This is a genomic window from Bacillus sp. AG4(2022) (assembly GCF_031844465.1).
GTDB lineage: Bacteria > Bacillota > Bacilli > Bacillales > Cytobacillaceae > Bacillus_AB > Bacillus_AB infantis.
Genome location: NZ_JAUZVH010000008.1, coordinates 166,738 through 193,395, shown reverse-complemented (window position 1 = coordinate 193,395; position 26,658 = coordinate 166,738). Strand labels below are relative to the sequence as shown.

Below are 26,658 nucleotides of genomic sequence, written 5' to 3'. Positions count from 1 at the left end.
GTATTCCACTTATCCATTAAAAAGGATTTTACGCTTTTTCTGTTGAACTTTTATGGAAAAGTGAAATTTCTATAATAAGACTAAATTTGGAGGGGCTATGAAAGATAATTCTAAGTTGCTTTTATATAATGCAAACTTAATCGAGGTGATTTCGGGGACTGTTAAGAAAGCGTCGATTTTCATTTCTCACGGATATATTGATGAAGTTTTTTACGATAAAGAGCCGCTGAATGGAGAAGTTCCTCCTGATGTTAAAAGAATCAATGGTGAAGGTAAATGGATCATTCCGGGTTTGATAGATATGCATGTTCATATAAAGGAGGGATTTGCCCCATTTTTTACAGCTTCGGGAGTTACTGCTGTGCGGAATACAGGCGGTAATGTGCTAGAGCTGGCAGATTTAATCAAAGCTTCCACAGATGCCCCGACTCCAAGGGTTTATTCGGCAGACAGGGTGATAGATGGACCTCCAGGACTATGGGGGGAAACGAGTCCTTGGAATGTGAATATTGAGGATTCTCAGACAGCCAGGCAGGAAGTTAACAGACAGATTGAAGCAGGAGCTGACTTTGTAAAAGTGTACGGCTGGCTTTCAAAAGAAATGATGGAGTCTGTTTGCCAGGAAGCAAGGAGTCATGGCAAAGAGGTGAGCTGTGATTTGATTTATTCCTTCCATATTAATGCCGTTGAGGCCGGGCGGATAGGGATCAAGTGGAATGAACACGCTTCAGGTGTTCTGCAGGCCATGTATCCGCAATGGAGCATGGGGGCGGATCAGTCCACTTGGGATGCAATCAATTGGCTTGAGCCTGACTTTGAAAAAATAAATACGGTGTGCCGGCAGTTAATTGATTTGGATGTGAAGATATGTCCAACGATGACTCTTTTTGATGGGATGGATCGGGGAGCGGAATATTGGAAACCCCTTAATGAAGTCACATCCAGGATATTAGAGAGCAAGGCTTTAACAGGACAATGGCAAACCCTCTCCCAATACGAGGATGCCTTAAAATCCTTGGGAGTCCAGCACCAAATCAATAAAGCCATGGCAAAAGCATATTTCGATTTGGGCGGAACCGTAGTGGCTGGCACGGATACCCCGGCTGGAATATGGACATTTCCCGGAATGGCTCTCCATAGGGAATTGGAGCTGTTTGTTGAAGCTGGATTCAGTGAAATCGATGCAATCAGGTCTGCAACCTGCACAGCCGCTGAGGCCATAAATCAATCTGACCTTGGTGTAATAAGGGCTGGTGCAAGAGCTGATATGGTTATCCTGAATCAGAATCCTTTGGCAGATATAAGACATACAAAGGATATATACTCTGTCATAAAGGGCGGTAAAATTTTTACACAGTCTGAAATTCTAGATAAAGTTCCCGATGAGGAGTCTGCCAGTAAAAGAGCTGAGGAGTTTATAAAGGATTTTAATTTACTGCTGCAATAAGTTAAAAAGGTGCCTTGCCCCAATGGGGAAAAACACCTCTTTTTTTTCCTAAGGGAGAGCCTGTTTCCGCTGTCCCTATTGAGCGGGGAATCTTAACCATCTTTCCCTGAAGGCCAGTCTCAGTCTCAACGTTTCAAAGATTACTCAGCAAGCTTCATCTCATTTCTCTTTTTCATTTCACCAGGCCGGATCCATACTACATTTCCTTGGTGCTCTGTTTGTTCTTTTAAGTGATCCTGGATTTTCCGGATATGCTCTCCCATGGTCATGACAGTCATGTCGAGCTCTATCAGGTGTGCCTGCTGCTCCATCGTCAGTTCAGATGAGCCCATGGTTTTTTGGCTTAAGTTTTCTGTGATTCCCAATACTTCCTGCATCATTTCAATCAGACGCTGATTCTCGGCTTCCACCTCAGTTGAGTCGCGTTTGATTTCGTGTGATTGCAGTGAAAGTGTATTGATGCTTGAAATCACGCCATCAAAGATATCGATCATCTGCAGGCTCTTATCTTTTCCTTCTTCTAATACCAACACATTCGAACTATACGATTTTTCTTGTTCTTCTATATTTCTGTTCACATCGGTTACGATGGTGTTAATCGTTTCTGCACTCTCTTTGACCTGAACGGACAGCTTGCGGATCTCAGAAGCAACAACTCCGAATCCAGCCCCATTTGAGCCTGCACGGGCAGCTTCAATAGAGGCGTTCAATGCAAGGAGGTTTGTCTGGTTGGAGATATAATCGATAGCTCCGAGAGCCTTTGTGACTGCTTTCATTTTCTCGAGGAGCGTCTGGTTATAATCACCGAACTGCTTTGTGAGAGAGATGATTTTTGTGAAAACAATGCTGAAATCGTCGACCTTCAGCTTCCCCTCGTTGGACAGCAGCGTTACATCTGAGGTAGTGGAGTTCGTTACTTCAATAATGGCATCCAGGTTTTGTATCATCCCATTCATTTTTCCTAATTGATCCCCAAAGTACGATATCAGCTCATGCTGCTTTTGAATATCCTGTACCATATCCATAAGCTGGCCGCCAACCATTTCAGAAGAAGCGCTTACCTGTGTGTTCATTGAAACTAAGTGCCCGCTATGTGCTTCGAGATGGCGCAGTTCCTGCAGCGACTCCTCGATTGAGGTCTGAGCTGATGAGTTCTTCTCTGCAACTTCCTCATTTTGAGCATTCTCCTGTTTCAGCATCCTGGCACAGCCGATGAAGAGGGCTGCCGTAATGACCAGGGTTCCGATAAGAGAAAGTATGAATGAGTCTACGTAATAGTGGAGTGCCGACAGCAGCACAGAAGCCAGGAGGACGGAAGCTGCCATCACAGGATTCTTCTTGTTTTTCATACAGCCAGACTCCTTTTCTGTAAAATACGCTCCAGCCTGAAAGCGAACGGCAGGCCGATTGAATAAACTACGAATATCTTAATTAAATTAAAGGGGATGATAATGAGCAGAACAGCTGATTCAAAATCTTTCACAAGCGGGTTCGCATCGGTGAAAGATGTCAGATACTGATCCATATTCAGTCCGAGCAGGTTCATGATCGCCGGCAATATAAAGTAATAGTTAAGCAGGTACATAGCCGCGAGAAATATACTGATCGACAGGGTAAAGCTGACCCAGCTCAATTTTTTCTGATAGTGATAAAAAGCGCCTATCATTCCCACAATGAGCGCGCCAGAGCAGAAGTTGGCAATCTGGTTCACCGGGAGTCCCACATAGCTTCCGTGAGTTATATATTCAATGACATTTTTCAGGAATTGAACAAGGATCCCGGCAGCAGGCCCCATTGTAATGGCACCGATTAAGGCAGGAATATCGCTGACATCAAGTGTTAAGAAAACAGGGAAAAAAGGAAGCGGGATTTTAAATAAGTATAAAATAAGGCTAAGTGCTGTTAAAATGCCAATCGAGGCCATTTTCTGAATACGTGACATATGTAAAATCTCCTTTATGATAAAAGGGCAGCCCTGGGGCTACCCTTGGCATTAACCGATAAGTGAGAATCCTATATGTGGTGTTAACAGTTTTGTTGCATGAGCAATTACTTGCGGGTTTGAAGTCTTAACTCCTTTAAACTTGCGCCCTTCTTCCACCTCATGTACGCCGAAGCCCTCCATGTCATAGGCAACCATCATGGATTTGAATACCGGGCTGTCAATAATGAGGAACCATTCGCGCATCAGTTCACTGTTCTTTGGAAGCTCAATATAATGAATGCCATCACTTGGATCCATGGCTGCATCATTTTCTCCAAAGATATGAACGTTAGAGTACTCGGCCATAGCCTGGAAACGGTCCAGCACGTTCTTCGTGCGCGAGAACTTTTGAAAGCCTGCATAAACGTTCCCTTGAAGCTTCTTCGTTAGGACGATGTTCTCCATCATTAAGCACATATACTCCAGCTGCGGGACTTTAGTCTCGTATTTTAAAGACTGTGCATTCAACTGGCTTAAGGGAGCATTGTCGAGCTTTTGAGTCTCCCCCTCAACCTGGCCAAAACATTCTTGAAACAATGACAGCTTCTTTAATTCCATGAAAAATCTCCTCCTGTAAGTGGTTGTTGGGTCTTAAGAACCGAGAAAAAAGAACTAGTTCAAAGGTAAAAAAAGTAGTCCGCTACAGCGTGGACTATGCTGGGGTATGTATGAAAAGTATGTATTACTTCTTTCGCTAATTCTTTACCTTACTAAACTCCCTACCTCCTTTACCACGTTAAAACTAATTTAAACACAGTAATATAAAAATTTAAAATCTGAATGTTCTATGAGCCAAGGGGACAGGTCCCTTGGCTCTTTTTCAAAACTGGGCCATGGGGTCTGTCCCCCTGGCACAAATCCTTTTTGGTTTTCTCTGGAAATAGTGTGGTAAATAATAAAGATTAACTAAAGCGGGGAGGCATTCTATGAGAGTCCTTGTGATTGGAACGGAAGACTTGACGGGGGAGCATGTAATCAAGCAGCTGTCGGACAAGCAGCATGAGGCGGTGGCATTGGTTGGGACAAAGAGTAAGGTGGATGAAATGGGAAGGCTGGGGGCAGCGGATGTTTTTGTGCAGGAAAATGATGGTTATGCCAAGGCCTTTTCAGCTTGTGATGCGGTCATTTATGTGGGCGATGCTAGTGCGCGGACGGGTGAAAGCAAGCCGATTCTGATTGACCATCAGTCAGTCATTGATTCGGTGCAGGCGGCAAAGGACCAGGGAGTTAAGCGCTTTCTGCTGATGAGTGCGATGCGTGCGAATGAGACGGACAAAGGCGGTTCAGGAACAGACGGGGCGAAGGATCAGCCTGAGGAGCTTTTAAGAAATGCAGAATTAACTTATACCATATTACGGACAGGCAAGCCTGTAGACAAGCCGGGAAAAGGGAAGATTGAAGCAGCACTTTCTCTTAAAAGTAAGGAAAGTGAAATTCCGAAAGAGGATATCGCTACTGTACTGGTCGAGGCACTGGAACTGGAGGAGGCTTTTAACAGAACCATTGAAGTGTCTTCAGGAGAAATGCCGATCCGCGAGGCATTACAGCAGATAAGCAACTGACTGATACTTAACTATTTTATGAAAAGGGTGATAAGATGTCCAATATGAAAAAATACCTCCCAGCCGTTCTGAAGGGGACTGCGGCACTCGGGGCTGCGGCAGCTGCGACTTATATCTACCGGAAGGATGACACGCAGCAGCAGCATTCCATCCTGAGGAATTTCCCGCTCCTTGGCAGGGTCAGGTATATGACAGAGAAGATCGGCCCCGAGCTCAGGCAATACTTATTCGAAAGCAATAATGAAGGGACACCTTTTTCCCGGAAAGAGTTCGAGGATATCGTCAAGGCCGGGAAGTATAAGGAGCGTCTGATCGGCTTCGGTTCGGAGCGGGATTTTTCAAAAAGCGGCTATTATATCCGCAACAGCATGTTTCCGAAGCAGCGGGAAGAACTGAGGATCGATAACAGCCAGAAAATCAATACAAAGGTTTATAAAGTGGATGAAGAAGGCCTTATGACAAGGAAGGAACACCGGGAGGAAAGCCAGACAGATCCCTATTTTCTAACAGACGAAGACGCAGTCATCCTTGGCGAGCATACATGCCGGCAGCCGTTCAAGCTGAAAGGGCTTGTCGGGCAGTCTGCGATGAGCTATGGCGCGCTCGGCGACCGGGCGATCACGGCTTTGTCAAAAGGGCTGGGCCTTGCCGGCGGAACATGGATGAATACCGGGGAAGGCGGTCTATCAAAATATCATTTAATCGGAAACCCGGACATCATGATGCAGATCGGGCCGGGCCTGTTCGGCGTCCGGACTCCGGCCGGGGAATTTTCATGGGATGAATTTGAGAAAAAGAGCAAAATTGAGCAAGTGAAGGCATTTGAAATCAAGCTGGCCCAGGGGGCAAAAATCCGCGGAGGCCATATTGAAGGAGAAAAGGTTAACGAAGAAATTGCGGAGATCCGCCTTGTTGAGCCGTGGCAGACGATCAACAGCCCCAACCGATTCTACGAATTTAACAATTATGATGAGCTGTTTCAGTTTGTAGAAAAGATGCGGGATAAAGGCGGCAAGCCGGTTGGCATCAAGATCGTGGTCGGTGATTTGGATTCTCTTGAGGAAATGGCCCAGGTGATGAAGGAAACAGGAATGGGCCCTGACTTTATCACTGTCGATGGCGGCGAAGGCGGGACAGGCGCCACCTATCAGGAGCTTGCCGATGCAGTGGGGCTGCCTATTGGATCTGCGCTGCCGGCTGTTGATGAAATGCTGGTTAAATATAAAGTCCGCGACAGGGTGAAGCTGATCGCATCAGGCAAACTGATTACCCCGGATAAAGTTGCGATTGCTCTTGCCATGGGGGCAGATCTCGTCAACATCGCCCGCGGATTCATGATCAGCGTCGGCTGCATCATGGCGGAGAAATGCCATACCAACCACTGCCCTGCCGGTGTCGCCACAACCGACCCGAAGCTTCAGGATGGGCTGGTCATTGAGGAAAAACAATACCGGGTAGCCAATTATGTGGTTTCCCTCCGTGAAGGGCTGTTCAATCTGGCTGCAGCTGCTGGCCTTGATACCCCGACAAAATTCGAGCGGAAGCATCTCGTCTATAAAGACGAATGGGGAAGAGTTTCAGCTGTCCAAGATATGATCCTTACACCGAAAAAGGTAGATGAAATACAGGAGAAGGAACAAGAGTGAGCCAGGGGGACAGACCCCTTGGCTCAAACGAGCCAGAGGGTCTGTCCCCCTGGCTCATTTTTGATATAATATGAAGTTATATACGTTATTGGCGGTGATTTGGAGAGTGAAGAGTGTTAAGGTTAGTGATTTGGTTGAGAGGTTTTCGTTGAAGGTGCTGGCTGGGAAGGATAATCTGGATAAGCTGATCACTCAGTCCAGGGTGCACAGGCCGGGCTTGGAATTTGTGGGGCATTTTGATTTTTTCCCAACAGACCGGATTCAGATTTTGGGAAGAAAAGAGATCAACTTTTTACATAAGCAGACAGAAGAGGAACGGAAAATACGGATTGGCAATATCGTCAACTATCATCCGCCATGCTTTATTGTAACAACAGGTGATAAGGGGCTGACGTATTTAAGGCATTATTGCAATGAGTATGGCATCCCGCTGCTGACAACAGAAATTCCTGAAACGACATCAGATTATATCTCTCAATTAGATGCTTATTTGGTGAAGGAGCTGGCAGAGGAAACCTATGTTCACGGAGTTTGTGTGAATGTGTATGGAATGGGGATCCTGCTGCGGGGGAATTCGGGAGTGGGGAAGAGTGAAACAGCTCATACGCTGATTGGCCGGGGACACAGGCTTGTGGCAGATGATATTGTCGTGCTGAAAAAGCTTAGCCCGCAGACGCTCTTAGGGACGCATGATGAAAAAACAAAAGAGTTTCTGGCCCTCCGGAGTGTTGGGCTGATCAATGTTGTCCGCTCTTATGGACTGAAGGCATTCCAGAATGAAACACGAATTTCGCTGGATATCCAATTAACGAAATGGGAAAAGAATTCGTTGAACAATGATTTAGAGCATCAGCCTGATTTCACGGAATATCTGGGCGTTAAAGTGCCATCAATGGAAATCCAGCTTCAGCCAGGCCGTGACGTGGCCGGGTTGATTGAGGCAGCTGCGAACAACTGGTATTTGAGGCAGCAGGGGTACAGCGCTGCATCGGATTTCATGAGCAGGCTGGATAGTGAATTTTAACTGTTTAAAGAAGGGCCTTGCGGGGCTCTTTTTTTGTGCTTCTTTCCTGCTGCATAAATAGAGCGGGGGAAAATGAAACATTACAGCTTTTGTTTCGTCTATAATAAAGATGAATTAATTGGAAATTTTGTCTGTTTGCAGAGGGAAGGGATACTTTTGAAAAGAGCAGCGGCATTCATCGTCCTGATGCTGTTATTAGCAGGCTGCAACGGCGTTCAGCATAATACAGAATTAGAAAAGTCCATTTCTGATATCGTAGAAAATAAGGATAATAATGAGATAGCTCTTGACTCACTGGCAAGTTTCGATTGGGAAAAGGCCTTTTTATTTATGCCGTATAGTCCTCAAGAGCATATAGAGGAACAGTTAGGTGTCTCTTTTAACGATTCCAGCAGCATTGATTTTAGAGATGATATTTATCTGCTGGTCTTCAAGAACGATGGTGAAGTGGTGCAGTATGCTGAAGTGGAAAGGCAGGGGACTGATTTTTCGATCGGGGAAGAGGAATATCTGACGCCTGCTGAGGATGTTATCACGATTGAAAGACCATAGATATAACATCATATTTAAAAGAACTTATCGAAAATATAAAGCTGGTAAATATTGAACCAGGTGATAACTGATTGAGCCTGCTGATGTTCAGTCTAAAGGCAAGTTTTTCAGCATGAGCTCGTCAGAAAGATTGCTCCGGAGGGAATTTGATTTGAGATTCATTTTAGCTGTTCCATTATTAATAATGGGGAGCTTTTTAATAAGCATCACCGTAGATCGTTTAGGCAGCACCGGCAATTTTATCATGCACGCAATGGGTGTGGCCATTAATTTATTTGCTGTCTTTTATATATGGAAAAGAAAGCCGAAGCTGGAGGGGAAGGATGATAAGAAATAATATTCGGGCTATTGCCATCTGTGTGTTCAGGAAAAATGACTCTATACTTGTGGCTGAGGGATTCGACAAAGTTAAGCAGGACTATTTCTACCGTCCAATTGGCGGGGGGATCGAGTTTGGCGAAAAAAGCACTGAAGCGCTGGAAAGAGAAGTGTTCGAGGAAATTGGGGCAAACGTTAGGAATCTCATTCATTTAGGCACCCTTGAAAATATCTTTACCTACAATGGGATTCCCCGCCATGAGTTCGTTTTTGTCTATGATGGGGAGTTTGTTGACGCATCCTTCTATCAAAAACCATCTTTTATGGGTCTTGAGGATAATGGGGAAGAGTTCAAGTTAATGTGGAAGTCTATCAATGAGTTTCGGGATAAGGGATTAAGGCTGGTCCCTGAGGAACTATTAGCGCTGATTCAATAGACAGGGGGAGTAAGGTTGAAAAAAATACTCTTGTTATTTTTTTCCTTGATGTTTTTAGCTGCCTGTTCGAAAGAAGTGAACACTTATGACTATCGATTTGTCGGGGAAAGCGACCATTGGGAAGCGGAGTACGTATTTAAAGGAACAGAGGTGTGGGGCGAGAAAAATGGAAGCCGCACATACTCTAACGAAAATAATGATGAGTTCTTTTTAGAGTATAAAGGGCCTTTAGAAGAGCTTTCATCCATGAAAAAAATAGAGTACTCTTATGAAACGTCAGCAGGGAGGGGAAGCGGCGCAACAAAATTTGATGCACCGCCGACGAAAAAGGTTTTTAAAAGCAGCGGATCTTCGGAGGATAGCGGCATAGTGAATGAGGATGATATTATCAAAGTTTATGTAAAATGGGATGATGCCGAGGAGACTTTTGAACTGCACAGAGAAAAGCAGTAGACTTTTAAACTTATAAAAGAGAGGTTCGGGTTAATGTCTGTAAAAAAGCGTTTCTTCATTGGAATAGCCATTGCGGCTGTTTTCTCCTTCATTTGGCTTCTGCCTGCTCGGGGGAGCGAGGCACAAATTGCTAATGAGATTGCGAAAAAAACAAACGGAGTCAGTATAGACCATATCGATATGATTGATAACCATCTATCCGTTGCTTTCCTGCACACTGCAGCAGGTGAGGAAAGGGAAATGTATTTAGAGAGGTCGTTATTTTCTTGGGAGGCCAAAAAAGAGTTTGCCTTTACACCGGAAGGAATACATGACCCGATTCACCTTGCCTTCTTCACTTCGCCATTTACAGGTGAAGAAGAATACAACGCTGTGATTCTTCGGGTATTTGATAAAGAAATAGACCGTGTTGAAATAGTAAAGGGAGATCAAACTATTCACAACTTCAAGCTTCTTACTAAAGCTGCGGATGAAAAGTTTGGACTATTCAGAACAGATAGCGATGAAATCTATGATGCTGAATATATTGCTTACAATGCAGAAGGAGAAGTGGTTTTTAAGAACAAGTTATCTTAAAGACCTGTCCCTTTGTCCTAAAAAGGAGGCTCGCATCGTTTTAGGATGATTACTTTTGGAGAAAAAATTGAGAAAATAGAATATACCAGCAGACCGGCTGTCTACGGACTGTTTCTTCACCCGGAGAATGGGAAAGTCGCTGTCATACAGACCGGGGACGGAAAGTATTTTCTTCCCGGCGGAGGAATAGAGGCCAGGGAGACGCATGAAGAATGCATGAAAAGAGAGGCTCTTGAAGAAATGGGGACCGAGATTGAACTCGGTCCTTTTCTGGGGCAGGCACAAAGATATTTTTACTCTACCAATGAATACAAATACTATTTGAGCGAAGGGTATTTCTACTTATGTGAAATCGTCAGGCAAATAAGCCTGCCGCTGGAAGAGGACCATACGCTGATATGGCTGGATCCTTTGGAAGCTGAAGCAGGTCTGTTTCATGAGCACCAGGGATGGGCAGTGAAGGAAGCGTTGAAAATACATAGTTTAAGTAAGGGGGAAAGCAGATGATTTACCGCAGAAAAAGCTATAAAGTGGATGAAAGCATTGTAGAAGATTTCAATCTTCATTTTAATCAGACGCTGCTGCCGGCCCAGCTGAAATACGGGTCAAGGCTGGTCGGAAGATGGATGGGACAGCCGGCAGAAGGGGCAGTCGAAATCTTTGCAATATGGCAATATGACAGCCGTGAAGCATATGAAAACATTGAAAACAATGTGAGACATGATAAAGAGCACGTCCAGCGTGTGCAGGATTGGTTTGAGAAAATGGGCGGTAGGGAGAATCTGGGCAGGATATTTTTTAAGGTGGATGAGGACTTTTTGGAGACTACGGTACCTGAAGGACATACGATTCTTTCATGCTAGTAATAAAGATCATTTCCAAGTTGCGAGGAGAAAAAGGCAGTGAAATCAAAAATAGAAAATGTTATTAGGGATTTACTGGACAAGAGGATTATTGATTTAAACGAACCAGATATCAACATGCTTAAAGGAACGACTGAAGGAATTGTGTATACTTTAGCTGAAAATACTGTGCCGAAGTATGTGATAAAGTATGACCGGCCGCAGGAAATTGAATACGTGGAACGGTTTCTTCAGAGCTGCGGGAGTGTCAGCCTTCTGCCAGAATGGCTCTATACAGATCCTCAAAAAGAGTTTATCGTCTATTCTTTTATAACGGGAACAACGCACAATAATCGCGGCTTAAAGAAGGACTGGATGAGGACCCTGGTGAAGGAAGTATTAAATCATTACGAAGAATGCCATCCTGAAGAAGCATGGGGCAGGCTGGATCAGCCAAGGAAATCGTGGCATGAGTTTAATAAGATTAGTGTAGAACTCGCATATAGAGATTTAGGGGATTTGCTGCCGGAGGAAGATTATTTTAAAGTAAAATCAATTGTCGAGCGGATAAGCAGGTCTGGGGAAGAAAAAAAGTACCTGCTTCACGGAGACACAGGAGTCCATAATTTTGTTTTTAATCACAGAGTTCTGACAGGAGTCATCGACCCTTCCCCGATTATTGGGCCAGTCATTTATGACTTCACCTATGCCTTCTGTTCATCTCCGGATGATTTAGATATAGATACATTGCTTTCTTCATTCTCGCTGCTGGAGCATGTCTCAATGGGAAAATCGCAGCTCATAGACGAAGTGGTGGTGCAATTATACACGCGCCTTGGCATTTGTGTCAGGGTTCATCCTCAGGATTTAGATGGATATCTTATAGCATGGGAATATTGGAAGTCCTTGGTTTCTTCCTGATTTATAGGAATACAAGATATAGAGAAAGGTTTCATCGTCCAAAGCAGCTCAAAGAACCAATAGGTACAAAAAAGGGGGAAGCAAGTTGTTTCGGACGCTAATCTGTCTCTTGATTGGTTTAACGCTTTTCACTGCAGCAGGATGTGCGAATGGAGAAGAAAGCACTTCAGTTTCTGTTGACACCATTGATGCAGAAGAGGTTTTAAGGATGGATCCGGATGCTGATATTTTTCAGTATGATGATGTCATCTACCAAACCAATATAGATTGGGTTGAGAAATTGTCATTGAAAAAGGACGCTCAAATTGGTGAAATACAATCCAGAAATAAGAACGATACAGATTTTGAAAATGGAATGTCGAATAAGCTTCCTGTCGGTGCAAGGATATTCTCTGCTAAGGAGAGAGAAGATATTTTACTAGTGGAGTCTGAGGGGAAGGTTTTGAAGTATCTGGCTATTGTTGAGGGATAATGGAAGAGTAATGACGTACACTGAAGTCAATTTAGAATAGGTCCAACCGGGCTTTTTTTTTGTCCGATCTGATTCCGAAAAGCAGAAAGCAGGTGAAGATGAAATATGGCTGAATTAACCAGGCTGTCACTTTTATGCGTAGCCATCAATCTAATCTCAAATATACTGTTTTTTCTTATAGGAAACTGGGGCGGATTCTTTACTATGCTGTTAACTTTAAGCAATCTGGTATTGCCAATGTTTCTGTCATTTACAGGCGTTCTTTTAGGAATTGGGGCTTTAGTGTTAAAAGAACCGATCATAAAATCCTTGCTGGCCATAGCAGCAAATATAGGTTACGTGTTGATCTTCTTTTCTGTTATAAAAAACTTTTAATAGAATAAAGGATGAAGAAATGAAATATTTTGTTGATGACGACCATTGGGATGTACAGGGATATAGTAAAGAATTACAGAAGCTGTTGCCCAGATTTAATAATGAAACAGCCAATTTCCTGAAAAACCATTCTTTTCATGATGGAAAGGTTGTTTCGCTGACGGTTTTAAATAAAGAGAATGGAATAACAAAGGATCCGACCGCAATTCTGATGGTCATTAAGCAGTATGATGAGACTGCAGGCACCTATGAAATACAATGGGAGAATGTCCGCAAGTTTTTCATGGACTATGATATCACGCGAAATGTTTATGGCAACAATTCCAAAAAGATTGCATTTGGCGGCAGAAACGGCCTCGATGATTGGGGATATGATGAAATCACTCCGCTGAGCAAAAAGAAGCTGAAGCATGAGATTTTTCTGTTTTCACAGACGAAGATAATCATCCATTGTTCCGCTATAAAAATTAGAAAAGTGAGAGCATAGGGAAATCCCGGTATACACCGGATAAGGAGTACACGATGATATCACTTGCCAGAATCTTAAAATTGCGTGATCTGGAGATTTTCCAAGTAATAAGGAAGGGAAGAGTTTTAGCGTATAGCATCATTGAGGATACTCGGAATCCTTTTACAGAAGAAGACAAAAAATTTGATCCTTTGTGCTTTATGGATGAAGAGGATATTAGTGAGATTTTAAATGTTTTCAGGATTGCATTGATTAGCGATAAAAAATTAAGCAAAGCCGATTCGATTACATTAAGAACATTCTTTTCGGAGTTTGTGAACAACACCCATTTGACGAATTTCATCATTCAGGAATATGTTCAAAAGGACTTGTATGAAGAGGAAGAGGTGCTTTCTAACACGGAGTAATTTTCATTATACAGAAAAAAACAGGCCCTATTTATATAGGGCCTGTCTGTATTATGCGAAGATTAAGCTTTTTGAACGTTAGCTGCTTGAGGTCCGCGAGCACCTTGCTCAACGTCAAAAGTTACTTTTTGACCTTCGTCTAAAGATTTGAATCCTTCGCTTTGAATAGCAGAGAAGTGTACGAATACATCGTCTCCACCTTCACGTTCGATGAAGCCAAAACCTTTTTCTGCATTAAACCATTTAACTGTACCTTGTTCCATTTTTGTTGCCTCCTAGTGCTGCCGCACAATGTATTACTATCCCTGCTCAAAGTATTTATATAGACGAAAAGTCATTAATTAACTTATACCGAACAAAAATAATTCTTTTTCATCATAACAGCAATCGGAAAAAATTGCAAATTATATTCTTGTTTTATTATGGCAATATTTGTTAGGTGGGATGAGTTGCTTAACCGGGTGCCAAATTTTCAATCATTTCTATAATGAAAGCTATATTCCCACAAAGGAGCAGGCAGAAAGTTTTATCCGATATCGAGCTGGGTATAATTTTTTTACGCCGCTATACATAGGTTCAGCTATCTTCCTGGCAGATGAGAAAGTGAAAGTTTTTTTGAAAAAAAAAGAGATAACCATGACACTTATCATGTATGGTATATGACAGCTGGGACTACCGCAAAGATAAAACGTTTTCTATACTTAAATTAACTAATTGAGTGAAGGAGAAACTTTTAAAAATGAACGAACAAAACCCAAGGGCTTTGAGAAAAATGGTTACTCCTTATGAAAAGTCCGATTTACAAAAAAGTATCTGGCAGATTATTAACACATTGGTGCCATTCTTCCTGTTGTGGTACCTGGCTTATAAGAGCATACCGGTCTCTTATTTCCTTACATTAGCGATTTCTGTGGCTGCTGCAGGTTTTTTAGTGAGAATCTTCATTATTTTTCATGACTGCTGCCACTATTCCTTTTTCAAGAACAGGAAGGCGAATCGGATCCTTGGCACGATAACGGGGATTCTGACGCTGCATCCTTTCGATCAGTGGGCACATGATCATTCTGTCCATCATGCCACCAGCAGCAATCTGGACAAGCGCGGTACAGGCGATATTTGGGTACTGACTGTTGAGGAATATTTGGAAGCTTCAACTAAAACCAAAATCTTATACCGTTTGTACAGAAATCCGTTTGTTATGTTCATCCTCGGCCCGATTTACGTTTTTGGCATTACCAATCGTTTCAACCGCAAAGGGGCAAAGCGCAAAGAACGGATGAATACGTATATTACGAACCTGGGAATAGCGGCTGTGGCGGCACTGCTATGCTGGGCAATCGGCTGGCAGAACTTCCTGCTCGTTCAGGTGCCGACTTTTATGATTTCAGGTACTCTAGGAGTATGGCTGTTTTATATTCAGCACACGTTTGAGGATTCTTATTTTGAAGAAAATGAGCATTGGGAATATGTAAAAGCAGCTGTTGAAGGAAGCTCATTTTACAAGCTTCCAAAAGTCATGCAATGGCTGACAGGCAATATCGGTTTCCATCATGTCCACCACCTGAGCCCAAGAGTCCCAAACTATAAGCTTGAAGAAGTGCATAAAAACACGGAACCCTTGCAAAACGTTCCGACCATTACACTGGCAACCAGTCTTCAGTCCCTGAAGTTCCGTCTTTGGGATGAAGATGGGAAGAAATTTGTTGGGTTCAGCCATCTGGGGAAAGCTGCTAAAACCCAGGGATCAGCACGGCTGGGATCTGATTAATTGATCAGGATATCATGATAAGAGGTTTGTACCTTGCAAAAAAAGTGCTCACATGCGCAAATGATTTGTGCAGTCAGCACTTTTTTTGTGCTGATAAAATGTACTTCTCACATTCTTGTGCCCACTGAATGATCGGGTACAGATGAGATATGTATAGAACTGCACATAAATGGTGAATTTATTGGTAAAAAAGCGGTCAATCTATTAAAATAAACAGGCGTAAGATTAGCGGGGAGTGAACTTCATGGCGTTGGCAAGGGAAAAAGTATCTGTACAGGTAAACAGTAATGAGTTTGTGTGGGATCCCCAAAACGGGCTCTTTACCTTTGATGGTGCACCAGCTCTTTTGTTTTGGGATTCAGCAATAGAATTATTCTTAAGAACAATTGAAGAAGTTTCTGGTGAAGATGTATCTAAAACCGTTTATGAAGCAACGGGATATCGAATGGGTCACCTGGTAACTTCTTATTATACCGGCCGAAGGGACCTCGAACAGCTCCTTGAAGAATATAGTGATATATACAGAAATGCCGGCTGGGGCAACGTCAAAATTGTTCACTATAATTTTGAAGAAAAGAGAGCAACCGTTCAGCTGACCAACAGCTGGGAGCACAGGATTTTTAATCATACAGACAAGGAAAAGGCTGGCGTATTATTGCCGAGCCACTGGGCAGGAGTCTTTACAGGCCTATTTGAACAAAAAGTCTGGTACAAAATCAGCAAAAGCCAGCTGGATGGAAACGAATATGACGAAATTGAAATCTTTCCTTCTGATGTTTCACCTACAGAAAATATCTTCGAACTAGCAAGACAAAAAGAGACAGAACATATCCTGGAGCTGGAGCAAAAAGTAAAAGAGAGAACCGAAGAACTTTCCACCCTTGTGAATGAATTATCCACCCCTATTATTCCGGTATTGAAAGGAATTGTTGTCGTCCCGCTTATTGGCAATTTCAACGATGAACGACTATCCAATTTTATCGAACGTTCACTGCTTGAATTTTCCAGGCTTAAAGCCAATTACCTGTTAATTGATCTGACAGGTGTGAAAGGGCTGGACAGTTACACGATAGAAGGCATCCAAAAGCTGATTCTTTCTATCCGCTTGATAGGCGGGGAATGCTTTATTGTCGGTATTTCAGCGGACCAGGCCATACAAATATCACATTCAAACATTCAATTCAGCAAAGTACAAACCTTCTCTACCTTACAGCACGGAGTAGAATATGCCATTGGGCAGAACGGTTTTGAGATTAAAGAAAAGAAGGCGTGAAGTGCCTTCTTTTTGTGTTTTTTCGACCTGGTTCCGCCTTCTGACGGCTGCAGATCTATCCACTTAAAAGGGAAGCCCGAAAATACCTGGCTGTAATCATAAGAAATCTTTATGAAGAGTCATCATATACTTGTAATTCCTTTATGGAATGAACTCAGTTAGCATAGAAATATAGATTCTATAGGGAGGGAAAGGAATGGAGGCCAAAATATGCATTAGATCCGCTGCTCAGGAAGACTTGGACAGCATTGTGCTCATGCTTGCTGATGATGTTCTCGGGAGTACACGCGAAAAGTATGAGGATCCGCTTCCAGACAGCTACATAAAGGCATTTCAAGCTATTTCATCTGATCCTAATAATGAGCTGATCGTTGCATGCAGGGGAACTGAAGTCGTTGGGGTTCAGCAAATAACCTTTACACCCTATCTCACACATCAAGGCGGATGGAGGGCTGCGATTGAAGGGGTAAGAACAGCGGCTTCAGTAAGAGGTATGGGAATAGGGTCTGAACTGATTACATGGGCCATTCAGCGTGCAGAAGAACGCGGCTGCCATCTGGTGCAGCTGACAACTGATAAAAAAAGGCCGGATGCGCTGAGATTTTATGAGCGTTTAGGGTTTAAGGCAACACATGAAGGGTTGAAGCTGAAGCTTATATAAAACAAGGCCCTCAGGCTTTTAAAAACAGCGGCCAATCCGGCAGCTGTTTTATTTATGGATTCCTAAAGTTATTCTCAATAAATTTCTCCTCATCAGCTGGCTTCAGAACCCTGTATGCCTTGCCAATCTGGCCGCCATCCATTTCCCAAAAATAATTATGATCCTCTATGATGCCAGTAAAGTCTTCGTTTCTCCACTTCGCTGCTATTTCCAGCAGCGTTTCTTTTTTTTCAAAATCACTCGATTGCAGGATGCTAAAGATTTTTTCAACATTTTCTTTGCTCATCTCGACAGCACCGGTCTTTTTCTCGGCCATGACTTTCTGATGTGTCATAAAGTGCATGGCATCCATGACTTCTTTTTCAGCAGAGCTTTGGTCTACCGGGAATGTTGTAGTTGCCCCTTCCACTTTGGCAACCTGTTCAGGTGCTGCATCTGGATCCCAGGCTTCTTCAGAGGGACCGGACTCTGGCTGAGTTTGTTCTATGCTTTCATTCTGATCTGTGTTATTGGTTGTTTTCATGAAATTGACTGTGATAAAGAGAACCAGGAGCAAGGGGATGGCTGCCAATATGAAGATTATTTTTTTCATGGATGGCTCTTCTCCTTTTCTCCATTATACCACTCGGGTTTCACTGGAATGCTAATATTTGGTATTATAAAAATTGAGAGATGCATAGAAAGGGGAATCTATATTGCACATGTGGAATATCTTGAATTGATTTGTAGAATTGGATAGAGGCAGTGGGCGGTCCTTGTTGGGGGATACGTTTATTTGCTGATCTTAATTCATTCAAGGGATACATGATGCGGCCATATAAATTTCCATTGCCAGGCAGATATTGCGGGTGGAGTTGCATCTCTATTGGCATAATCATAGCGTCCCTGACCAGGAGGAATCTTCATGAAGAGTCAGGACAAAAACGAAGAGCTGCTATCAGGAGGAAATGTCACAAACGTTTATCGTTCTGGAGATACAGTCCGGCGGGAAATGAAGCCTGATAGTAAAAACATCCAAAAGTTATTGCAGCATTTAGAAAATAAAGGATTCAGCTTCGCACCGAGGTTTTTAGGCATTGACGAAAAAAATAGAGAAATCCTGAGCTTTATTGAAGGAGAAGCCGGCAATTATCCTTTAAAAAAGTATATGTGGTCTAATGATGCCTTAAAAGAGATTGCAGGAATGCTTCGGCTCTATCATGATGCTGTGAGCGATTTTCCAATTGATGAGAGCTGGCAGCCGATTGATAACACCCCTCAGCCGTTTGAGGTAGTGTGCCACAATGATTTTGCCGTTTATAATATTATTTTCAGGCACGAAAAGCCGGCAGGGATTATAGATTTTGACGTTGCTGCGCCCGGCCCGAGAATTTGGGATATCGCTTATGCTCTTTACACTTGTGTTCCTTTAAGCAGACTGTACCATACGGAAACAGGTGAAGCAGTTTATTATGACCGGTCAAAGGATGCCGAACGCATAAAACAGAGGGTTGCATTATTTTTTCAATCCTATGGTATGGCTGGATTGGAACATGGTTATATAGAGATGGTGCGGCTCCGGGTAGATGGGTTATGCAAAACCATAAGAAGGAAAGCTGAAGAGGGAGACAAGGCGTTTCAAAAGATGATTGATGAAGGGCATCTTGAGCATTACCAGAAGGAACTTCAATTCATTCGTGTTCATGGTGAAGAATGGATGATGTGAATGAAAAAAAGCGCTAAGCCTGGCCGGTTTAGCGCTTTTATTTAAAAAGTCCTGTAACAGCTTTTATTTAAAAAGTCCTGTAACAGCTTTAATTGAAATGAAACTTACCAGCTCTTTCGGGCGTATATCCACTGTAAAGGCTGATATAGAAATGCTGGGGAGATGCCAAATGACCATCTATAAAAATGAACATGGCAAACGCACGCTGGAGAAGGATTATGAAGAGTATATAGGCACTTTGAGTTTTGATGTGGAAAGGATATTTGTGGATACCAGCTATGGAAGGACACATGTCCTTGCTGCCGGGCCAAAGGAGGCGAAGCCTGTATTTATTTTTCAGGGAGGCAATTGCATCAATCCGATGACACTGTCGTGGTTCTCCTCATTAGCGGACAGCTATCGGATTTATGCCCCTGATACCATCGGACACCCGGGATTCAGCGCAGAAACAAGGATTTCAGCTCAGGATGATAGTTTTCCGAAATGGGTAAAAGAGCTGATGGATCATTTCCAGCTCAGCAGATGCGCCTTTGTCGGTCCTTCTTATGGCGGAGGAATCATTATGAGGATTGCAGCCTACATGCCCGGCCTGATTGACTGCGCAGTGCTGGTGTCTCCGGCAGGGATCAGCCTTGGGTCCAAGACCAGGATGATTAAGGATATTTTACTGCCGATGGTGGCCTTTAAGGCTTTTTCTTCGGAAGCACAGCTGGATAAGCTCACTGGTATTATGTCTGGCGGTTCGATGAAAGTGCGGGATAAAGAGATTATCGGTCATGTGTTCAAATATGTGAAGCTTGAACAGGATATGCCGAAGATAACGGAGCGTCATGAGTTGGCGGGATACGAGGCGCCGACACTGGTTATAGCGGGAAAAAAAGACGTCTTTCTTCCTGAGCAAAGTCTTAACCCGGCAGCAAAAGAAATCATTTCAAATCTAACCGACTTTAAGGCATATGAAATGGGGCATTTTCCTTCTGAGGAATATTTGATTAAGATCAACGAGGATATTACAGCGTTTTTAAGTGCTTATTATTAGGAGGGGCCACATGATAAGAGGGATGACTTTTGAAATTCCCAATGAATATGGCCGGTTTCTTTTTGAGATTCTGCTGGCGCTGAAAGCTTCCAGCTTTGAGTGGATGATTGCTGGTGAGGAAGGTTATTTTATAGAAAACGGAGAGCTGGCAGAGAGCTTTTCCCGGAAAATAAAATGGTCATGGCAGGCGGGGATCTGATGCTGTATCTCAGCCCTTACACCTGCTATCTCATTTTTGCCGACTTAAAGGCTTTTTCAAAAGGAAAGGCTGCTGATGATATCCGGACCTATAAAGATTTCTTGAAAAGTGATTGCCAAATAGCAATTCTCATTGTGGACAGCTCTTATACCGCTGTTTATTGCAAGGATAGGGAGAGGACAGAAAGGCTGTACCGCTTTTGCAGGGAGCGATTCTTGAATGCGGAATATATTACGGATGAAAATGATAGAAATGAGCTTGCTGTTTGGTGATTAGAAGCCGGATGCCTGCCTTGAAAAAGGGCAGGCATCCAGCTTTTTTTTGAGCCAAGGGACCTGTCCCCCTGGCTCGAACCAGGGGGACAGGTCCCTTGGCTTATTTAAGAATTATTTAAGATTTCCATAAGCCCCGGTTTAGAAATTCTCTGTACGATGTTCACAGAGTCAATTGAAGGAGGATTGGTTATGAAAGAGGGTTCTTTAAGGTTTCGGGCCGGGGGGATGGCTTTTGTGGTGTTTTCGATTTTGTTTGCGGTGTGTGTCCTGACACAGCTGTATATTGCGGGGATGGCGGTGTTTGTAAATCCGGCAAGCTGGACGAGGCATGTCAGGTTTGTCCACCTTTTTGGTTTTTTTCTCCCGCTTTTAATGCTTATCTCGGCTTTTGTTGGCAGACTGCCGCGTTCTATTTTAGTTCAGGTGCTGGGTGTGATGCTGTCGATTTTTTTAATGTATTTTACAGCGAATATAACGGGTACGCTGCCATGGGCAGGGGCGCTGCATCCGGTTATAGCGGTGATTATTTTAATTCAGTCGCTGCTGATAGTGAAGAGTGCCTGGGGATTGTTATTCCCTAACCATAAAGGGGAGGGTGTTGAAGAATGAGGGGTTTTGCAGCTATGCTGCTTGGCATTGTGGGCGGTTTTATTGTTGGGATTGCGTTGTCGAGTGTAATCGGGATCATCAGCATGGGTTTGTTCAGCCAGCCGTTTGGGATTAAATATCTCCCTTATTTTACAGCGGTCATCTGTGCAGTGCTTGTACCTGTGATGGACCGCATAAGCCTGAAGAATTAAAGATAATAGGAAGGCTGTCAGGGGAATCTTGACAGCCGGCAGCTATATATGTGGAAATTAGGATAAACTGGATCAGGAGAGCAGGTGAATAAATGTCGATAAGAAAAAGGCTGATCTTGTCCAATGTCGGGATGATTCTGATTCCGGTCCTCAGCTTGCTGCTGGTAGAGGTTATTGCGGGATATTTATTTTTTTATCTATTCAACGGGAAGCCTGAGGGGCGGGATCTGCAGCTGTTCCTGACTGCCCGGTTTGCGGCAGTGATTGTGATCCTTGTGCTGACCAATGCAATACTGACTTATTTTGTATCAAAGAGCATTCTTGTGCCAATCCGGAAACTGTCTGAGGCGGCCGGAAAAATCAGTGAAGGAAATCTGGAATACAGTGTGAAATCCAGCAGCCGGGATGAACTGGGGCAGCTGTCCAATACATTTGAAGACATGAGGCTGAAGCTGAAGGAAGCTGAGCGCATGCAGAAGCAGTATGAAAGAAACCGGCAGGAGCTCATCGCCAGCATTTCGCATGATCTGAAAACACCTTTAACCTCAATCAAAGGCTATGTGAGCGGGATTCAGGACGGCATAGCAGGAACTCCCGAAAAGCTGGAGCGGTATATGAACAAAATCAGCAGGAATGCCAATGATATGGACGCCTTGATTGATGAGCTGTTTTTATATTCGAAGCTGGACCTGGAGCAGATGCCCTTTCATTTTGAAAAAGTGAGGCTTGATTCCTTTTTTGCCGATTATATTGAGGAGCTGTCATATAAGATGGAAAGGGAAAATGGGCGTGCAGAGCTGATTTTAGAAGGGGAGCAGGGCTTTCTCGCTGAAGCCGACCGGGAAAAGCTGAACAGGGCTGTTATGAACATTACGCAAAACAGCCTGAAATACATGGACAAAACATCTAAACGGATTCAGATCAGGCTGACTTCGGGGACGGAAGATCTAGAGGTTGAAATCAAGGATAACGGGGCCGGCATCGGTAAAGAGGATCTTCCCCGCATATTTGACAGCTTCTACCGTACTGATGCATCCCGCAATTCGGCGACAGGCGGCAGCGGACTCGGCCTTTCAATTGCCAGGAAAATCATTGAAGGGCATGGCGGGAGGATTTGGGCAGCCAGTGAGCCGGGGAAAGGAACAAGCATTCATTTTACATTGAAAAAGGTGAAGTAAATGAAAAGGATACTGATTATAGAAGATGAGACGGATATTGCCGAGCTGGAGCGGGATTATTTGGAAGTGAGCGGCTTTGACAGCGATATTGCTTCCAATGGCGAGGAAGGGCTGAGGCTGGCTAAGACAAATGAATACAGCCTGATCCTGCTGGATTTAATGCTTCCGGGGATTGATGGCTTCCAGCTATGCAGGGAAATGAGAGAATTCCTGGACATCCCGATCCTGATGGTGACTGCGCGTGAGGAGGATATTGATAAAATCAGGGGCTTTGACCGGGGCGCGGATGATTATATTGTGAAGCCGTTCAATCCGAATGAGCTTGTCGTCAGGGTTAAGGCGCATACAGCCAGATATGACCGGCTGATCAGCCGCCAGCCGGAGAAGCGGGAGGTACGGAAGAGAGGGCTGGTGATGGATGCCGATTCACGGCGGGTGTATGCAGATGGAGAAGAGAAGGTGTTCACGGCAAAGGAATTCGATTTGCTGTGGTTCCTTGCTTCAAACCCGGACAGAGTTTTCTCGAAAGAGCATTTGTTTGAGCGGATCTGGGGCTATGATTCCCTGGGTGATATCACGACCGTCACAGTTCATATCAGGAAAATACGCGAAAAGATTGAAAAAGATCCATCGAATCCGGAGTACATCGATACGGTCTGGGGAGTAGGATACAGGTTTAAATGAGGGTGTGGGGAGAAAATGATGGAGCACCTTTTTCGCGCATATTGTTTTTGATTAAAGGTGAAAGAATTGACATTGTCTAGTTTCAAGTAACTATTTTATAATAGAGTAAAGGGAGGTGAGAAAATGACGGAAGAAAGATTTGACCGAATTGAGGGAATGCTGACGCAGCTGCTTACAAAAGTAGCTAATATGCAAACCGTTCAACAGGAGCACAGCAGGAAATTTGATTCTATCGATAGGAAGTTTGATGGCATTGAAAAGAAATTTGATTCTATCGACAAGAAATTTGATTCTATTGATAGGCGCTTTGAAATCATTGAAGCAAGAATGGATGCTACTGATGCAAAAATTGATGGACACCATAAAGAAGTAATGGACCGATTCAATAGATTAGAGCTGGATCAGGACTTTATTTGGGAAAAAGCTGCACGTAATGAAAGAGAACTGGAGCTTATTAAAAGGAGACTTTCTTGAAATTCTCTATACTTTACCCTCAATAATTAAAATTCTCTTCATAAGCAATACTCCTCTGTTTTGTTCCACTGAAATATATTCCTCTACACTAAATATCAACACAGCCAATTAAGAACTACGGGGCTTTAATTGAATATAAAGTTTAATACTAGTCTAAAAAAACTCCGCCTGGCTGATGGCAGCAAGCGGAGTTTTTGTGATTGGATTTTGAGCCATGGGGTCAGACCCCATGGCTCCTTAATTCTGGGCCAGGGGGTCAGACCCCACGGCTCGATATACAAAATAATCAAAATCTGCATGAAGCTTTTGCCCGGATGTGTCCTGGCATTGCATGCCTACGAATGCGCCGGTGAAGAAGCCGCCTCCGTTGATGTAGTCGTCTGAGAGTTTGTAGGAATCCAGGGTGACTGGGACTTCGGTCCAGCTGTTTCCGTCGAATGAATAGGAATAGCGGTAAGTGTTAGTGCTTACATTTACGCGCAGGTAAACATAGTCTGCTTCGTCCGGAACGGTGATTGGGCTGTCCTGGAGCGGCTGGCTGAATGTGAAGTTGTCGCAGACTGTCAAGTCAAGGATGCGGCCTTTTTCTTCGTTCCAGGTGATCTGCAGGGCGGTCCAGTTCTGAGTATTATAGTAGTTTACGAGTCCGGCAGCCTGCTGGAATGTGTCAGGATTGAAGGCCACTTTTGTTTCGGCCGTAAAGTTGAAATGCTGCCAGCGCCTCGCAATATGTGCTTGCGTAAATTTAGAAGTTAGAGATTCCCTTCCATAAAGGCGCAGATGTCCAGGGTTGTCTTTTAATGAAACGATATCTTCTCCGAGCGGAATCCTTAGAGACTGGAAGTGTAGATTCAAAGTTTCAGAGCTGAAATCATCCTTCTCATCAAAATCCTTCTCCCATTTGACCTCCTCTATGGCCGGTCCTTCGATTTCGACGGATGGCTGGTTGCCTCCGACCACATATGGCCAGTCATTTTTCCATTCGAGGCGCTGGATGGCGGTTTCCCTGCCCAGAGGACAATAGCCGCGCGGGTCGAGAAGCGCTTTGTTTTCCTGCGGCAATGGGCGGCCGGTCAGGTGCACAAGGAACCATTCGTCCGTATGTGTCTTTACGATCGAAGCATGTCCGGCTTTCTGCAGCGGATTCCTTGGGTAAGGGAATGACGTGATCAGCGGATTGTCAGGATGCACTTCATATGGTCCCCACAGGTCTTTTGAGCGGGCGATGGTTGCCTGATGATCGTATTTTGTTCCTCCTTCGGCTGTGAGGAGATAATAATAGCCGTTCATCTTATAAAGATGTGGCGCTTCAGTCAGTTTAATATCGGTGCCTTTGAAAATGACCTCTTTTTTGCCGACCAGCTTCTGCTCCTCAACACTGAATTCTTGCAGGACGATACCATAGAAGTTATGGTGGCCGACCCGGTGATCCCACATCATGTTGACGAAATATTTCTTTCCGTCCTCATCATGGAATAAAGAAGGATCAAAGCCGGAGCTGTTCATGTAGACAGGCTCAGACCATTCGCCATCAATCTTATCGCAGGTGACGAGATAGTTGTGGCTGTCTTTCCACTGTCCTTCAACGACTTTGACATCTGTGTAGATCAGCCAGAATTTATCATCATGGTAAGAGAGTGCAGGAGCCCAGATGCCGCCTGAGTCAGGATTGCCCAGCATATTCAATTGGCTGAGGCGGTTGAGCGGGCGGGAGATGAGCCGCCAATTCTTTAGGTCCTTGGAATGATAGATCCCGACGCCAGGGAACCATTCAAACGTAGAAACGGCAATATAATAATCTTCGCCTGCACGGCAAATGCTTGGATCAGGGTTAAAGCCTGTTAAGATCGGATTTTGAATGATTGTCATTGTACAGCACCTCTCCTGGATATAATGTTAGGCTTCCTGGATATCGATGGTCAGGAAGTTTTCGCTCGCATAAGCGGCCGCCCCGAATGCAGCAGCATGGGTGGATAACTGGGAAAAATCAATCTTTAGATCCTTTTTGTGTGTAGAAAGCGCATGGACCAGCTTCTTCTTCAGCGGTTCCTCCAGCCACTTGGAAGAAGAGGCGAGACGGTTGCCGATGATGACCTGCTCAGGGTTGAAGATATTGATGATGTTATTGATTCCGACCCCGATATAGCCGCCGATCTCTTCAAAAATGTGAATGACGCCGGCATCCCCGTGTTCAGCCAGTTCATTCAGGCTTTCAAGTGAAAGCTTCTGCCCATTCTCCGGCTGGATGGCATCCCTGGCTGCGGATTCAACCAATGCTTTTTCAGAAGCATAAAGCTCCCAGCAGCCCTGGTTGCCGCAGCGGCATACAGGTCCGTCTGTTTCAATGGTCATATGGCCAAGCTCACCGGAGAATCCATTGTTTCCTTTGTAAAGCTCTCCGTTTAAAATGAGGCCGACACCGATGCCGATGCCGATGCTTACATAGATGATATTATTGGCTTCCTGGCCTGCACCGAATTTTTTCTCTCCATATGCTCCTGCATTAGCTTCATTTTCAATCAGGATGGGAACATTGTACTTCTCTGTCATCACTGATTTCAGGTCGATATTCCGCCAATTCAGGTTGGGGGCAAGAAGGATTTCGCCTTCCGTGCTGACGGTGCCAGGCACGCCGATGCCGATCCCGACCAGTCCGTAACGGCTTTTCGGCATTGAACCGATCAGGGTATCGACTATTTTGAATAGCTCTTCTTTGATTTCTTCAAAAGTCAGGTCATTGAACTTTATCAGTTCCTCACTGCAGATTTTTCCCTGAAGGTCGGTCAGGATCCCAAGGATATAGTTGACGCCGATATCAATGCCGATGGAGTAGCCGGCAACCTGGTTGAAGAGCAGCATAACAGGCCTGCGCCCGCCGCTTGAAACACCTGGCCCTGATTCAAGGATCAGGCCTTCGCTGAGCAGCTCGCTGACCTGGGAGGAGACGGTCCCTTTATTCAGTCCGGTCAGGTTGGCGATATCTGCCCTTGAAATAGGAGTGTATTCCTGGATGGTCTGCAGAACTAATGACTTATTGCCTTTTTTCACAACATGCTGGTTGTAGGTCTGGGTCAGCCTCATTTTTAAAAGCTCCATTTCGTGTGGTTTTCCTAAGTG

At 44.2% G+C, this 26,658-nt stretch carries 33 protein-coding genes and 1 pseudogene; 27 read left to right on the top strand and 7 right to left on the bottom strand.

Annotated elements, in window-relative coordinates; all coding sequences use genetic code 11:
- The first annotated feature begins 97 nt into the window (after window positions 1-97).
- Window positions 98-1,447, top strand: coding sequence for an amidohydrolase family protein (locus Q9R36_RS20885; RefSeq protein WP_253616412.1), 1,350 nt, complete (start codon window positions 98-100; stop codon window positions 1,445-1,447).
- Between the two features lie 140 nt (window positions 1,448-1,587).
- Here Q9R36_RS20885 and Q9R36_RS20880 read toward each other — a convergent pair whose 3' ends face one another.
- The 3 genes from Q9R36_RS20880 to Q9R36_RS20870 are packed head-to-tail and all read right to left on the bottom strand — an operon-like array spanning window position 1,588 to window position 3,989.
- A complete protein-coding gene (locus Q9R36_RS20880; protein WP_253616413.1) occupies window positions 1,588-2,796 on the bottom strand; it encodes a methyl-accepting chemotaxis protein in 1,209 nt (402 codons plus the stop codon).
- Window positions 2,793-3,389 (bottom strand): ECF transporter S component, encoded by a 597-nt coding sequence (locus Q9R36_RS20875; protein ID WP_022543445.1) that lies wholly within the window; start codon window positions 3,387-3,389, stop codon window positions 2,793-2,795. The genes Q9R36_RS20880 and Q9R36_RS20875 overlap by 4 nt, the downstream gene beginning before the upstream one ends.
- A 51-nt stretch (window positions 3,390-3,440) precedes the next feature.
- Window positions 3,441-3,989: a DICT sensory domain-containing protein gene (locus tag Q9R36_RS20870; RefSeq protein ID WP_129613494.1), complete on the bottom strand. Its 549-nt coding sequence runs from the start codon at window positions 3,987-3,989 to the stop codon at window positions 3,441-3,443.
- 368 nt (window positions 3,990-4,357) lie between these two features.
- Here Q9R36_RS20870 and Q9R36_RS20865 point away from each other — a divergent pair, with 368 nt between their 5' ends.
- From Q9R36_RS20865 to Q9R36_RS20795, 15 genes are all read left to right on the top strand, one after another.
- Window positions 4,358-4,993, top strand: a complete 636-nt coding sequence (locus tag Q9R36_RS20865; protein WP_101551485.1) for an NAD(P)H-binding protein — start codon at window positions 4,358-4,360, stop codon at window positions 4,991-4,993.
- A 35-nt stretch (window positions 4,994-5,028) separates the two neighbouring features.
- Complete coding sequence (locus tag Q9R36_RS20860) at window positions 5,029-6,639, top strand: FMN-binding glutamate synthase family protein (RefSeq protein WP_311225822.1); 1,611 nt, start codon at window positions 5,029-5,031, stop codon at window positions 6,637-6,639.
- Between the two features lie 106 nt (window positions 6,640-6,745).
- Window positions 6,746-7,663: an HPr(Ser) kinase/phosphatase gene (gene hprK / locus Q9R36_RS20855; protein WP_101551488.1), complete on the top strand. Its 918-nt coding sequence runs from the start codon at window positions 6,746-6,748 to the stop codon at window positions 7,661-7,663.
- A 156-nt stretch (window positions 7,664-7,819) separates the two neighbouring features.
- Window positions 7,820-8,215 (top strand): outer membrane protein assembly factor BamD, encoded by a 396-nt coding sequence (locus Q9R36_RS20850; RefSeq protein WP_311225821.1) that lies wholly within the window; start codon window positions 7,820-7,822, stop codon window positions 8,213-8,215.
- Window positions 8,216-8,366: 151 nt separating this feature from the next.
- The gene (locus Q9R36_RS20845) at window positions 8,367-8,552 is read left to right on the top strand and encodes a serine kinase (RefSeq protein ID WP_141195042.1); all 186 of its coding nucleotides are present in this window, start codon (window positions 8,367-8,369) and stop codon (window positions 8,550-8,552) included.
- A complete protein-coding gene (locus Q9R36_RS20840) occupies window positions 8,539-8,970 on the top strand; it encodes an NUDIX hydrolase (RefSeq protein ID WP_129613490.1) in 432 nt (143 codons plus the stop codon). The genes Q9R36_RS20845 and Q9R36_RS20840 overlap by 14 nt, the downstream gene beginning before the upstream one ends.
- Window positions 8,971-8,985: 15 nt before the next feature.
- A complete protein-coding gene (locus Q9R36_RS20835; protein ID WP_311225820.1) occupies window positions 8,986-9,423 on the top strand; it encodes a hypothetical protein in 438 nt (145 codons plus the stop codon).
- Window positions 9,424-9,456: 33 nt separating this feature from the next.
- On the top strand, window positions 9,457-9,999 hold the full coding sequence (locus Q9R36_RS20830; protein ID WP_101551497.1) for a hypothetical protein: 543 nt from the start codon (window positions 9,457-9,459) through the stop codon (window positions 9,997-9,999).
- Between the two features lie 45 nt (window positions 10,000-10,044).
- Window positions 10,045-10,506 (top strand): NUDIX hydrolase, encoded by a 462-nt coding sequence (locus tag Q9R36_RS20825; protein WP_101551499.1) that lies wholly within the window; start codon window positions 10,045-10,047, stop codon window positions 10,504-10,506.
- On the top strand, window positions 10,503-10,862 hold the full coding sequence (locus tag Q9R36_RS20820; protein ID WP_101551501.1) for an NIPSNAP family protein: 360 nt from the start codon (window positions 10,503-10,505) through the stop codon (window positions 10,860-10,862). The genes Q9R36_RS20825 and Q9R36_RS20820 overlap by 4 nt, the downstream gene beginning before the upstream one ends.
- Window positions 10,863-10,901: 39 nt before the next feature.
- On the top strand, window positions 10,902-11,762 hold the full coding sequence (locus Q9R36_RS20815; protein WP_311225819.1) for a phosphotransferase: 861 nt from the start codon (window positions 10,902-10,904) through the stop codon (window positions 11,760-11,762).
- An 85-nt stretch (window positions 11,763-11,847) separates the two neighbouring features.
- A complete protein-coding gene (locus tag Q9R36_RS20810; RefSeq protein WP_094768772.1) occupies window positions 11,848-12,234 on the top strand; it encodes a hypothetical protein in 387 nt (128 codons plus the stop codon).
- A gap of 105 nt (window positions 12,235-12,339) precedes the next feature.
- The gene (locus tag Q9R36_RS20805) at window positions 12,340-12,609 is read left to right on the top strand and encodes a hypothetical protein (RefSeq protein ID WP_022543449.1); all 270 of its coding nucleotides are present in this window, start codon (window positions 12,340-12,342) and stop codon (window positions 12,607-12,609) included.
- A 19-nt stretch (window positions 12,610-12,628) separates the two neighbouring features.
- Window positions 12,629-13,096 carry a hypothetical protein gene (locus Q9R36_RS20800; RefSeq protein ID WP_311225818.1) on the top strand — a complete coding sequence of 156 codons (468 nt, stop codon included), beginning with the start codon at window positions 12,629-12,631 and terminating at the stop codon, window positions 13,094-13,096.
- A 35-nt stretch (window positions 13,097-13,131) separates the two neighbouring features.
- Window positions 13,132-13,485, top strand: coding sequence for a terpene synthase (locus Q9R36_RS20795; RefSeq protein ID WP_396137128.1), 354 nt, complete (start codon window positions 13,132-13,134; stop codon window positions 13,483-13,485).
- A 62-nt stretch (window positions 13,486-13,547) separates the two neighbouring features.
- On the opposite strand, the gene Q9R36_RS20790 is transcribed toward Q9R36_RS20795, so the two are convergent.
- The gene (locus Q9R36_RS20790; RefSeq protein WP_009791915.1) at window positions 13,548-13,748 is read right to left on the bottom strand and encodes a cold-shock protein; all 201 of its coding nucleotides are present in this window, start codon (window positions 13,746-13,748) and stop codon (window positions 13,548-13,550) included.
- 476 nt (window positions 13,749-14,224) lie between these two features.
- Between Q9R36_RS20790 and desA the strand changes: the two genes are divergently transcribed.
- From desA to Q9R36_RS20775, 3 genes are all read left to right on the top strand, one after another.
- The gene (gene desA / locus Q9R36_RS20785) at window positions 14,225-15,253 is read left to right on the top strand and encodes a Delta(5) desaturase DesA (RefSeq protein ID WP_311225817.1); all 1,029 of its coding nucleotides are present in this window, start codon (window positions 14,225-14,227) and stop codon (window positions 15,251-15,253) included.
- A 244-nt stretch (window positions 15,254-15,497) separates the two neighbouring features.
- Window positions 15,498-16,526: an STAS domain-containing protein gene (locus tag Q9R36_RS20780; RefSeq protein WP_129613483.1), complete on the top strand. Its 1,029-nt coding sequence runs from the start codon at window positions 15,498-15,500 to the stop codon at window positions 16,524-16,526.
- Between the two features lie 196 nt (window positions 16,527-16,722).
- Window positions 16,723-17,187 carry a GNAT family N-acetyltransferase gene (locus Q9R36_RS20775; protein WP_311225816.1) on the top strand — a complete coding sequence of 155 codons (465 nt, stop codon included), beginning with the start codon at window positions 16,723-16,725 and terminating at the stop codon, window positions 17,185-17,187.
- Window positions 17,188-17,239: 52 nt separating this feature from the next.
- Here Q9R36_RS20775 and Q9R36_RS20770 read toward each other — a convergent pair whose 3' ends face one another.
- Window positions 17,240-17,779, bottom strand: a complete 540-nt coding sequence (locus tag Q9R36_RS20770; RefSeq protein WP_311225815.1) for a DUF6241 domain-containing protein — start codon at window positions 17,777-17,779, stop codon at window positions 17,240-17,242.
- 312 nt (window positions 17,780-18,091) lie between these two features.
- Here Q9R36_RS20770 and Q9R36_RS20765 point away from each other — a divergent pair, with 312 nt between their 5' ends.
- The 8 genes and pseudogenes from Q9R36_RS20765 (at window position 18,092) to Q9R36_RS20725 (ending at window position 23,541) form a co-directional block, all read left to right on the top strand.
- Entirely contained in the window at window positions 18,092-18,892 is an 801-nt protein-coding gene (locus tag Q9R36_RS20765) for a phosphotransferase (RefSeq protein WP_311225814.1), read from the top strand.
- Between the two features lie 169 nt (window positions 18,893-19,061).
- Complete coding sequence (locus Q9R36_RS20760; RefSeq protein WP_311225813.1) at window positions 19,062-19,931, top strand: alpha/beta fold hydrolase; 870 nt, start codon at window positions 19,062-19,064, stop codon at window positions 19,929-19,931.
- A 10-nt stretch (window positions 19,932-19,941) separates the two neighbouring features.
- A pseudogene (locus Q9R36_RS26185) lies at window positions 19,942-20,402 on the top strand (DUF2691 family protein).
- A 192-nt stretch (window positions 20,403-20,594) separates the two neighbouring features.
- On the top strand, window positions 20,595-21,014 hold the full coding sequence (locus Q9R36_RS20745; RefSeq protein ID WP_311225810.1) for a DUF6220 domain-containing protein: 420 nt from the start codon (window positions 20,595-20,597) through the stop codon (window positions 21,012-21,014).
- Window positions 21,011-21,205: a DUF5957 family protein gene (locus Q9R36_RS20740; RefSeq protein ID WP_311225809.1), complete on the top strand. Its 195-nt coding sequence runs from the start codon at window positions 21,011-21,013 to the stop codon at window positions 21,203-21,205. The genes Q9R36_RS20745 and Q9R36_RS20740 overlap by 4 nt, the downstream gene beginning before the upstream one ends.
- 92 nt (window positions 21,206-21,297) lie before the next feature.
- Window positions 21,298-22,383 carry a sensor histidine kinase gene (locus tag Q9R36_RS20735; RefSeq protein WP_311225808.1) on the top strand — a complete coding sequence of 362 codons (1,086 nt, stop codon included), beginning with the start codon at window positions 21,298-21,300 and terminating at the stop codon, window positions 22,381-22,383.
- Window positions 22,384-23,067: a response regulator transcription factor gene (locus Q9R36_RS20730; protein ID WP_311225807.1), complete on the top strand. Its 684-nt coding sequence runs from the start codon at window positions 22,384-22,386 to the stop codon at window positions 23,065-23,067.
- 123 nt (window positions 23,068-23,190) lie between these two features.
- Complete coding sequence (locus Q9R36_RS20725; protein ID WP_311225806.1) at window positions 23,191-23,541, top strand: hypothetical protein; 351 nt, start codon at window positions 23,191-23,193, stop codon at window positions 23,539-23,541.
- A 237-nt stretch (window positions 23,542-23,778) separates the two neighbouring features.
- Here Q9R36_RS20725 and Q9R36_RS20720 read toward each other — a convergent pair whose 3' ends face one another.
- Both Q9R36_RS20720 and Q9R36_RS20715 read right to left on the bottom strand, forming a co-directional pair.
- Window positions 23,779-25,410, bottom strand: coding sequence for a glycoside hydrolase family 43 protein (locus tag Q9R36_RS20720; RefSeq protein ID WP_311225805.1), 1,632 nt, complete (start codon window positions 25,408-25,410; stop codon window positions 23,779-23,781).
- A gap of 27 nt (window positions 25,411-25,437) precedes the next feature.
- Entirely contained in the window at window positions 25,438-26,637 is a 1,200-nt protein-coding gene (locus Q9R36_RS20715; protein WP_257989854.1) for an ROK family transcriptional regulator, read from the bottom strand.
- Window positions 26,638-26,658: the final 21 nt, after the last annotated feature.

What these genes read in the sequence shown, in the direction of transcription:
- Q9R36_RS20725 (WP_311225806.1), top strand. Translation starts at nt 23,191, where the DNA reads ATGACGGAAGAAAGATTTGACCGAATTGAGGGAATGCTGACGCAGCTG.
- Q9R36_RS20770 (WP_311225815.1), bottom strand. Translation starts at nt 17,779, where the DNA reads ATGAAAAAAATAATCTTCATATTGGCAGCCATCCCCTTGCTCCTGGTT.
- Q9R36_RS20765 (WP_311225814.1), top strand. Translation starts at nt 18,092, where the DNA reads ATGAAGAGTCAGGACAAAAACGAAGAGCTGCTATCAGGAGGAAATGTC.
- Q9R36_RS20880 (WP_253616413.1), bottom strand. Translation starts at nt 2,796, where the DNA reads ATGAAAAACAAGAAGAATCCTGTGATGGCAGCTTCCGTCCTCCTGGCT.
- Q9R36_RS20820 (WP_101551501.1), top strand. Translation starts at nt 10,503, where the DNA reads ATGATTTACCGCAGAAAAAGCTATAAAGTGGATGAAAGCATTGTAGAA.
- Q9R36_RS20885 (WP_253616412.1), top strand. Translation starts at nt 98, where the DNA reads ATGAAAGATAATTCTAAGTTGCTTTTATATAATGCAAACTTAATCGAG.
- Q9R36_RS20760 (WP_311225813.1), top strand. Translation starts at nt 19,062, where the DNA reads ATGACCATCTATAAAAATGAACATGGCAAACGCACGCTGGAGAAGGAT.
- Q9R36_RS20775 (WP_311225816.1), top strand. Translation starts at nt 16,723, where the DNA reads ATGGAGGCCAAAATATGCATTAGATCCGCTGCTCAGGAAGACTTGGAC.
- Q9R36_RS20805 (WP_022543449.1), top strand. Translation starts at nt 12,340, where the DNA reads ATGGCTGAATTAACCAGGCTGTCACTTTTATGCGTAGCCATCAATCTA.
- desA (WP_311225817.1), top strand. Translation starts at nt 14,225, where the DNA reads ATGAACGAACAAAACCCAAGGGCTTTGAGAAAAATGGTTACTCCTTAT.
- Q9R36_RS20735 (WP_311225808.1), top strand. Translation starts at nt 21,298, where the DNA reads ATGTCGATAAGAAAAAGGCTGATCTTGTCCAATGTCGGGATGATTCTG.
- Q9R36_RS20865 (WP_101551485.1), top strand. Translation starts at nt 4,358, where the DNA reads ATGAGAGTCCTTGTGATTGGAACGGAAGACTTGACGGGGGAGCATGTA.
- Q9R36_RS20780 (WP_129613483.1), top strand. Translation starts at nt 15,498, where the DNA reads ATGGCGTTGGCAAGGGAAAAAGTATCTGTACAGGTAAACAGTAATGAG.
- Q9R36_RS20875 (WP_022543445.1), bottom strand. Translation starts at nt 3,389, where the DNA reads ATGTCACGTATTCAGAAAATGGCCTCGATTGGCATTTTAACAGCACTT.
- Q9R36_RS20830 (WP_101551497.1), top strand. Translation starts at nt 9,457, where the DNA reads ATGTCTGTAAAAAAGCGTTTCTTCATTGGAATAGCCATTGCGGCTGTT.
- Q9R36_RS20800 (WP_311225818.1), top strand. Translation starts at nt 12,629, where the DNA reads ATGAAATATTTTGTTGATGACGACCATTGGGATGTACAGGGATATAGT.
- Q9R36_RS20730 (WP_311225807.1), top strand. Translation starts at nt 22,384, where the DNA reads ATGAAAAGGATACTGATTATAGAAGATGAGACGGATATTGCCGAGCTG.
- Q9R36_RS20870 (WP_129613494.1), bottom strand. Translation starts at nt 3,989, where the DNA reads ATGGAATTAAAGAAGCTGTCATTGTTTCAAGAATGTTTTGGCCAGGTT.
- Q9R36_RS20715 (WP_257989854.1), bottom strand. Translation starts at nt 26,637, where the DNA reads ATGGAGCTTTTAAAAATGAGGCTGACCCAGACCTACAACCAGCATGTT.
- Q9R36_RS20745 (WP_311225810.1), top strand. Translation starts at nt 20,595, where the DNA reads ATGAAAGAGGGTTCTTTAAGGTTTCGGGCCGGGGGGATGGCTTTTGTG.
- Q9R36_RS20720 (WP_311225805.1), bottom strand. Translation starts at nt 25,410, where the DNA reads ATGACAATCATTCAAAATCCGATCTTAACAGGCTTTAACCCTGATCCA.
- Q9R36_RS20740 (WP_311225809.1), top strand. Translation starts at nt 21,011, where the DNA reads ATGAGGGGTTTTGCAGCTATGCTGCTTGGCATTGTGGGCGGTTTTATT.
- Q9R36_RS20840 (WP_129613490.1), top strand. Translation starts at nt 8,539, where the DNA reads ATGATAAGAAATAATATTCGGGCTATTGCCATCTGTGTGTTCAGGAAA.
- Q9R36_RS20795 (WP_396137128.1), top strand. Translation starts at nt 13,132, where the DNA reads ATGATATCACTTGCCAGAATCTTAAAATTGCGTGATCTGGAGATTTTC.
- Q9R36_RS20860 (WP_311225822.1), top strand. Translation starts at nt 5,029, where the DNA reads ATGTCCAATATGAAAAAATACCTCCCAGCCGTTCTGAAGGGGACTGCG.
- Q9R36_RS20790 (WP_009791915.1), bottom strand. Translation starts at nt 13,748, where the DNA reads ATGGAACAAGGTACAGTTAAATGGTTTAATGCAGAAAAAGGTTTTGGC.
- Q9R36_RS20825 (WP_101551499.1), top strand. Translation starts at nt 10,045, where the DNA reads ATGATTACTTTTGGAGAAAAAATTGAGAAAATAGAATATACCAGCAGA.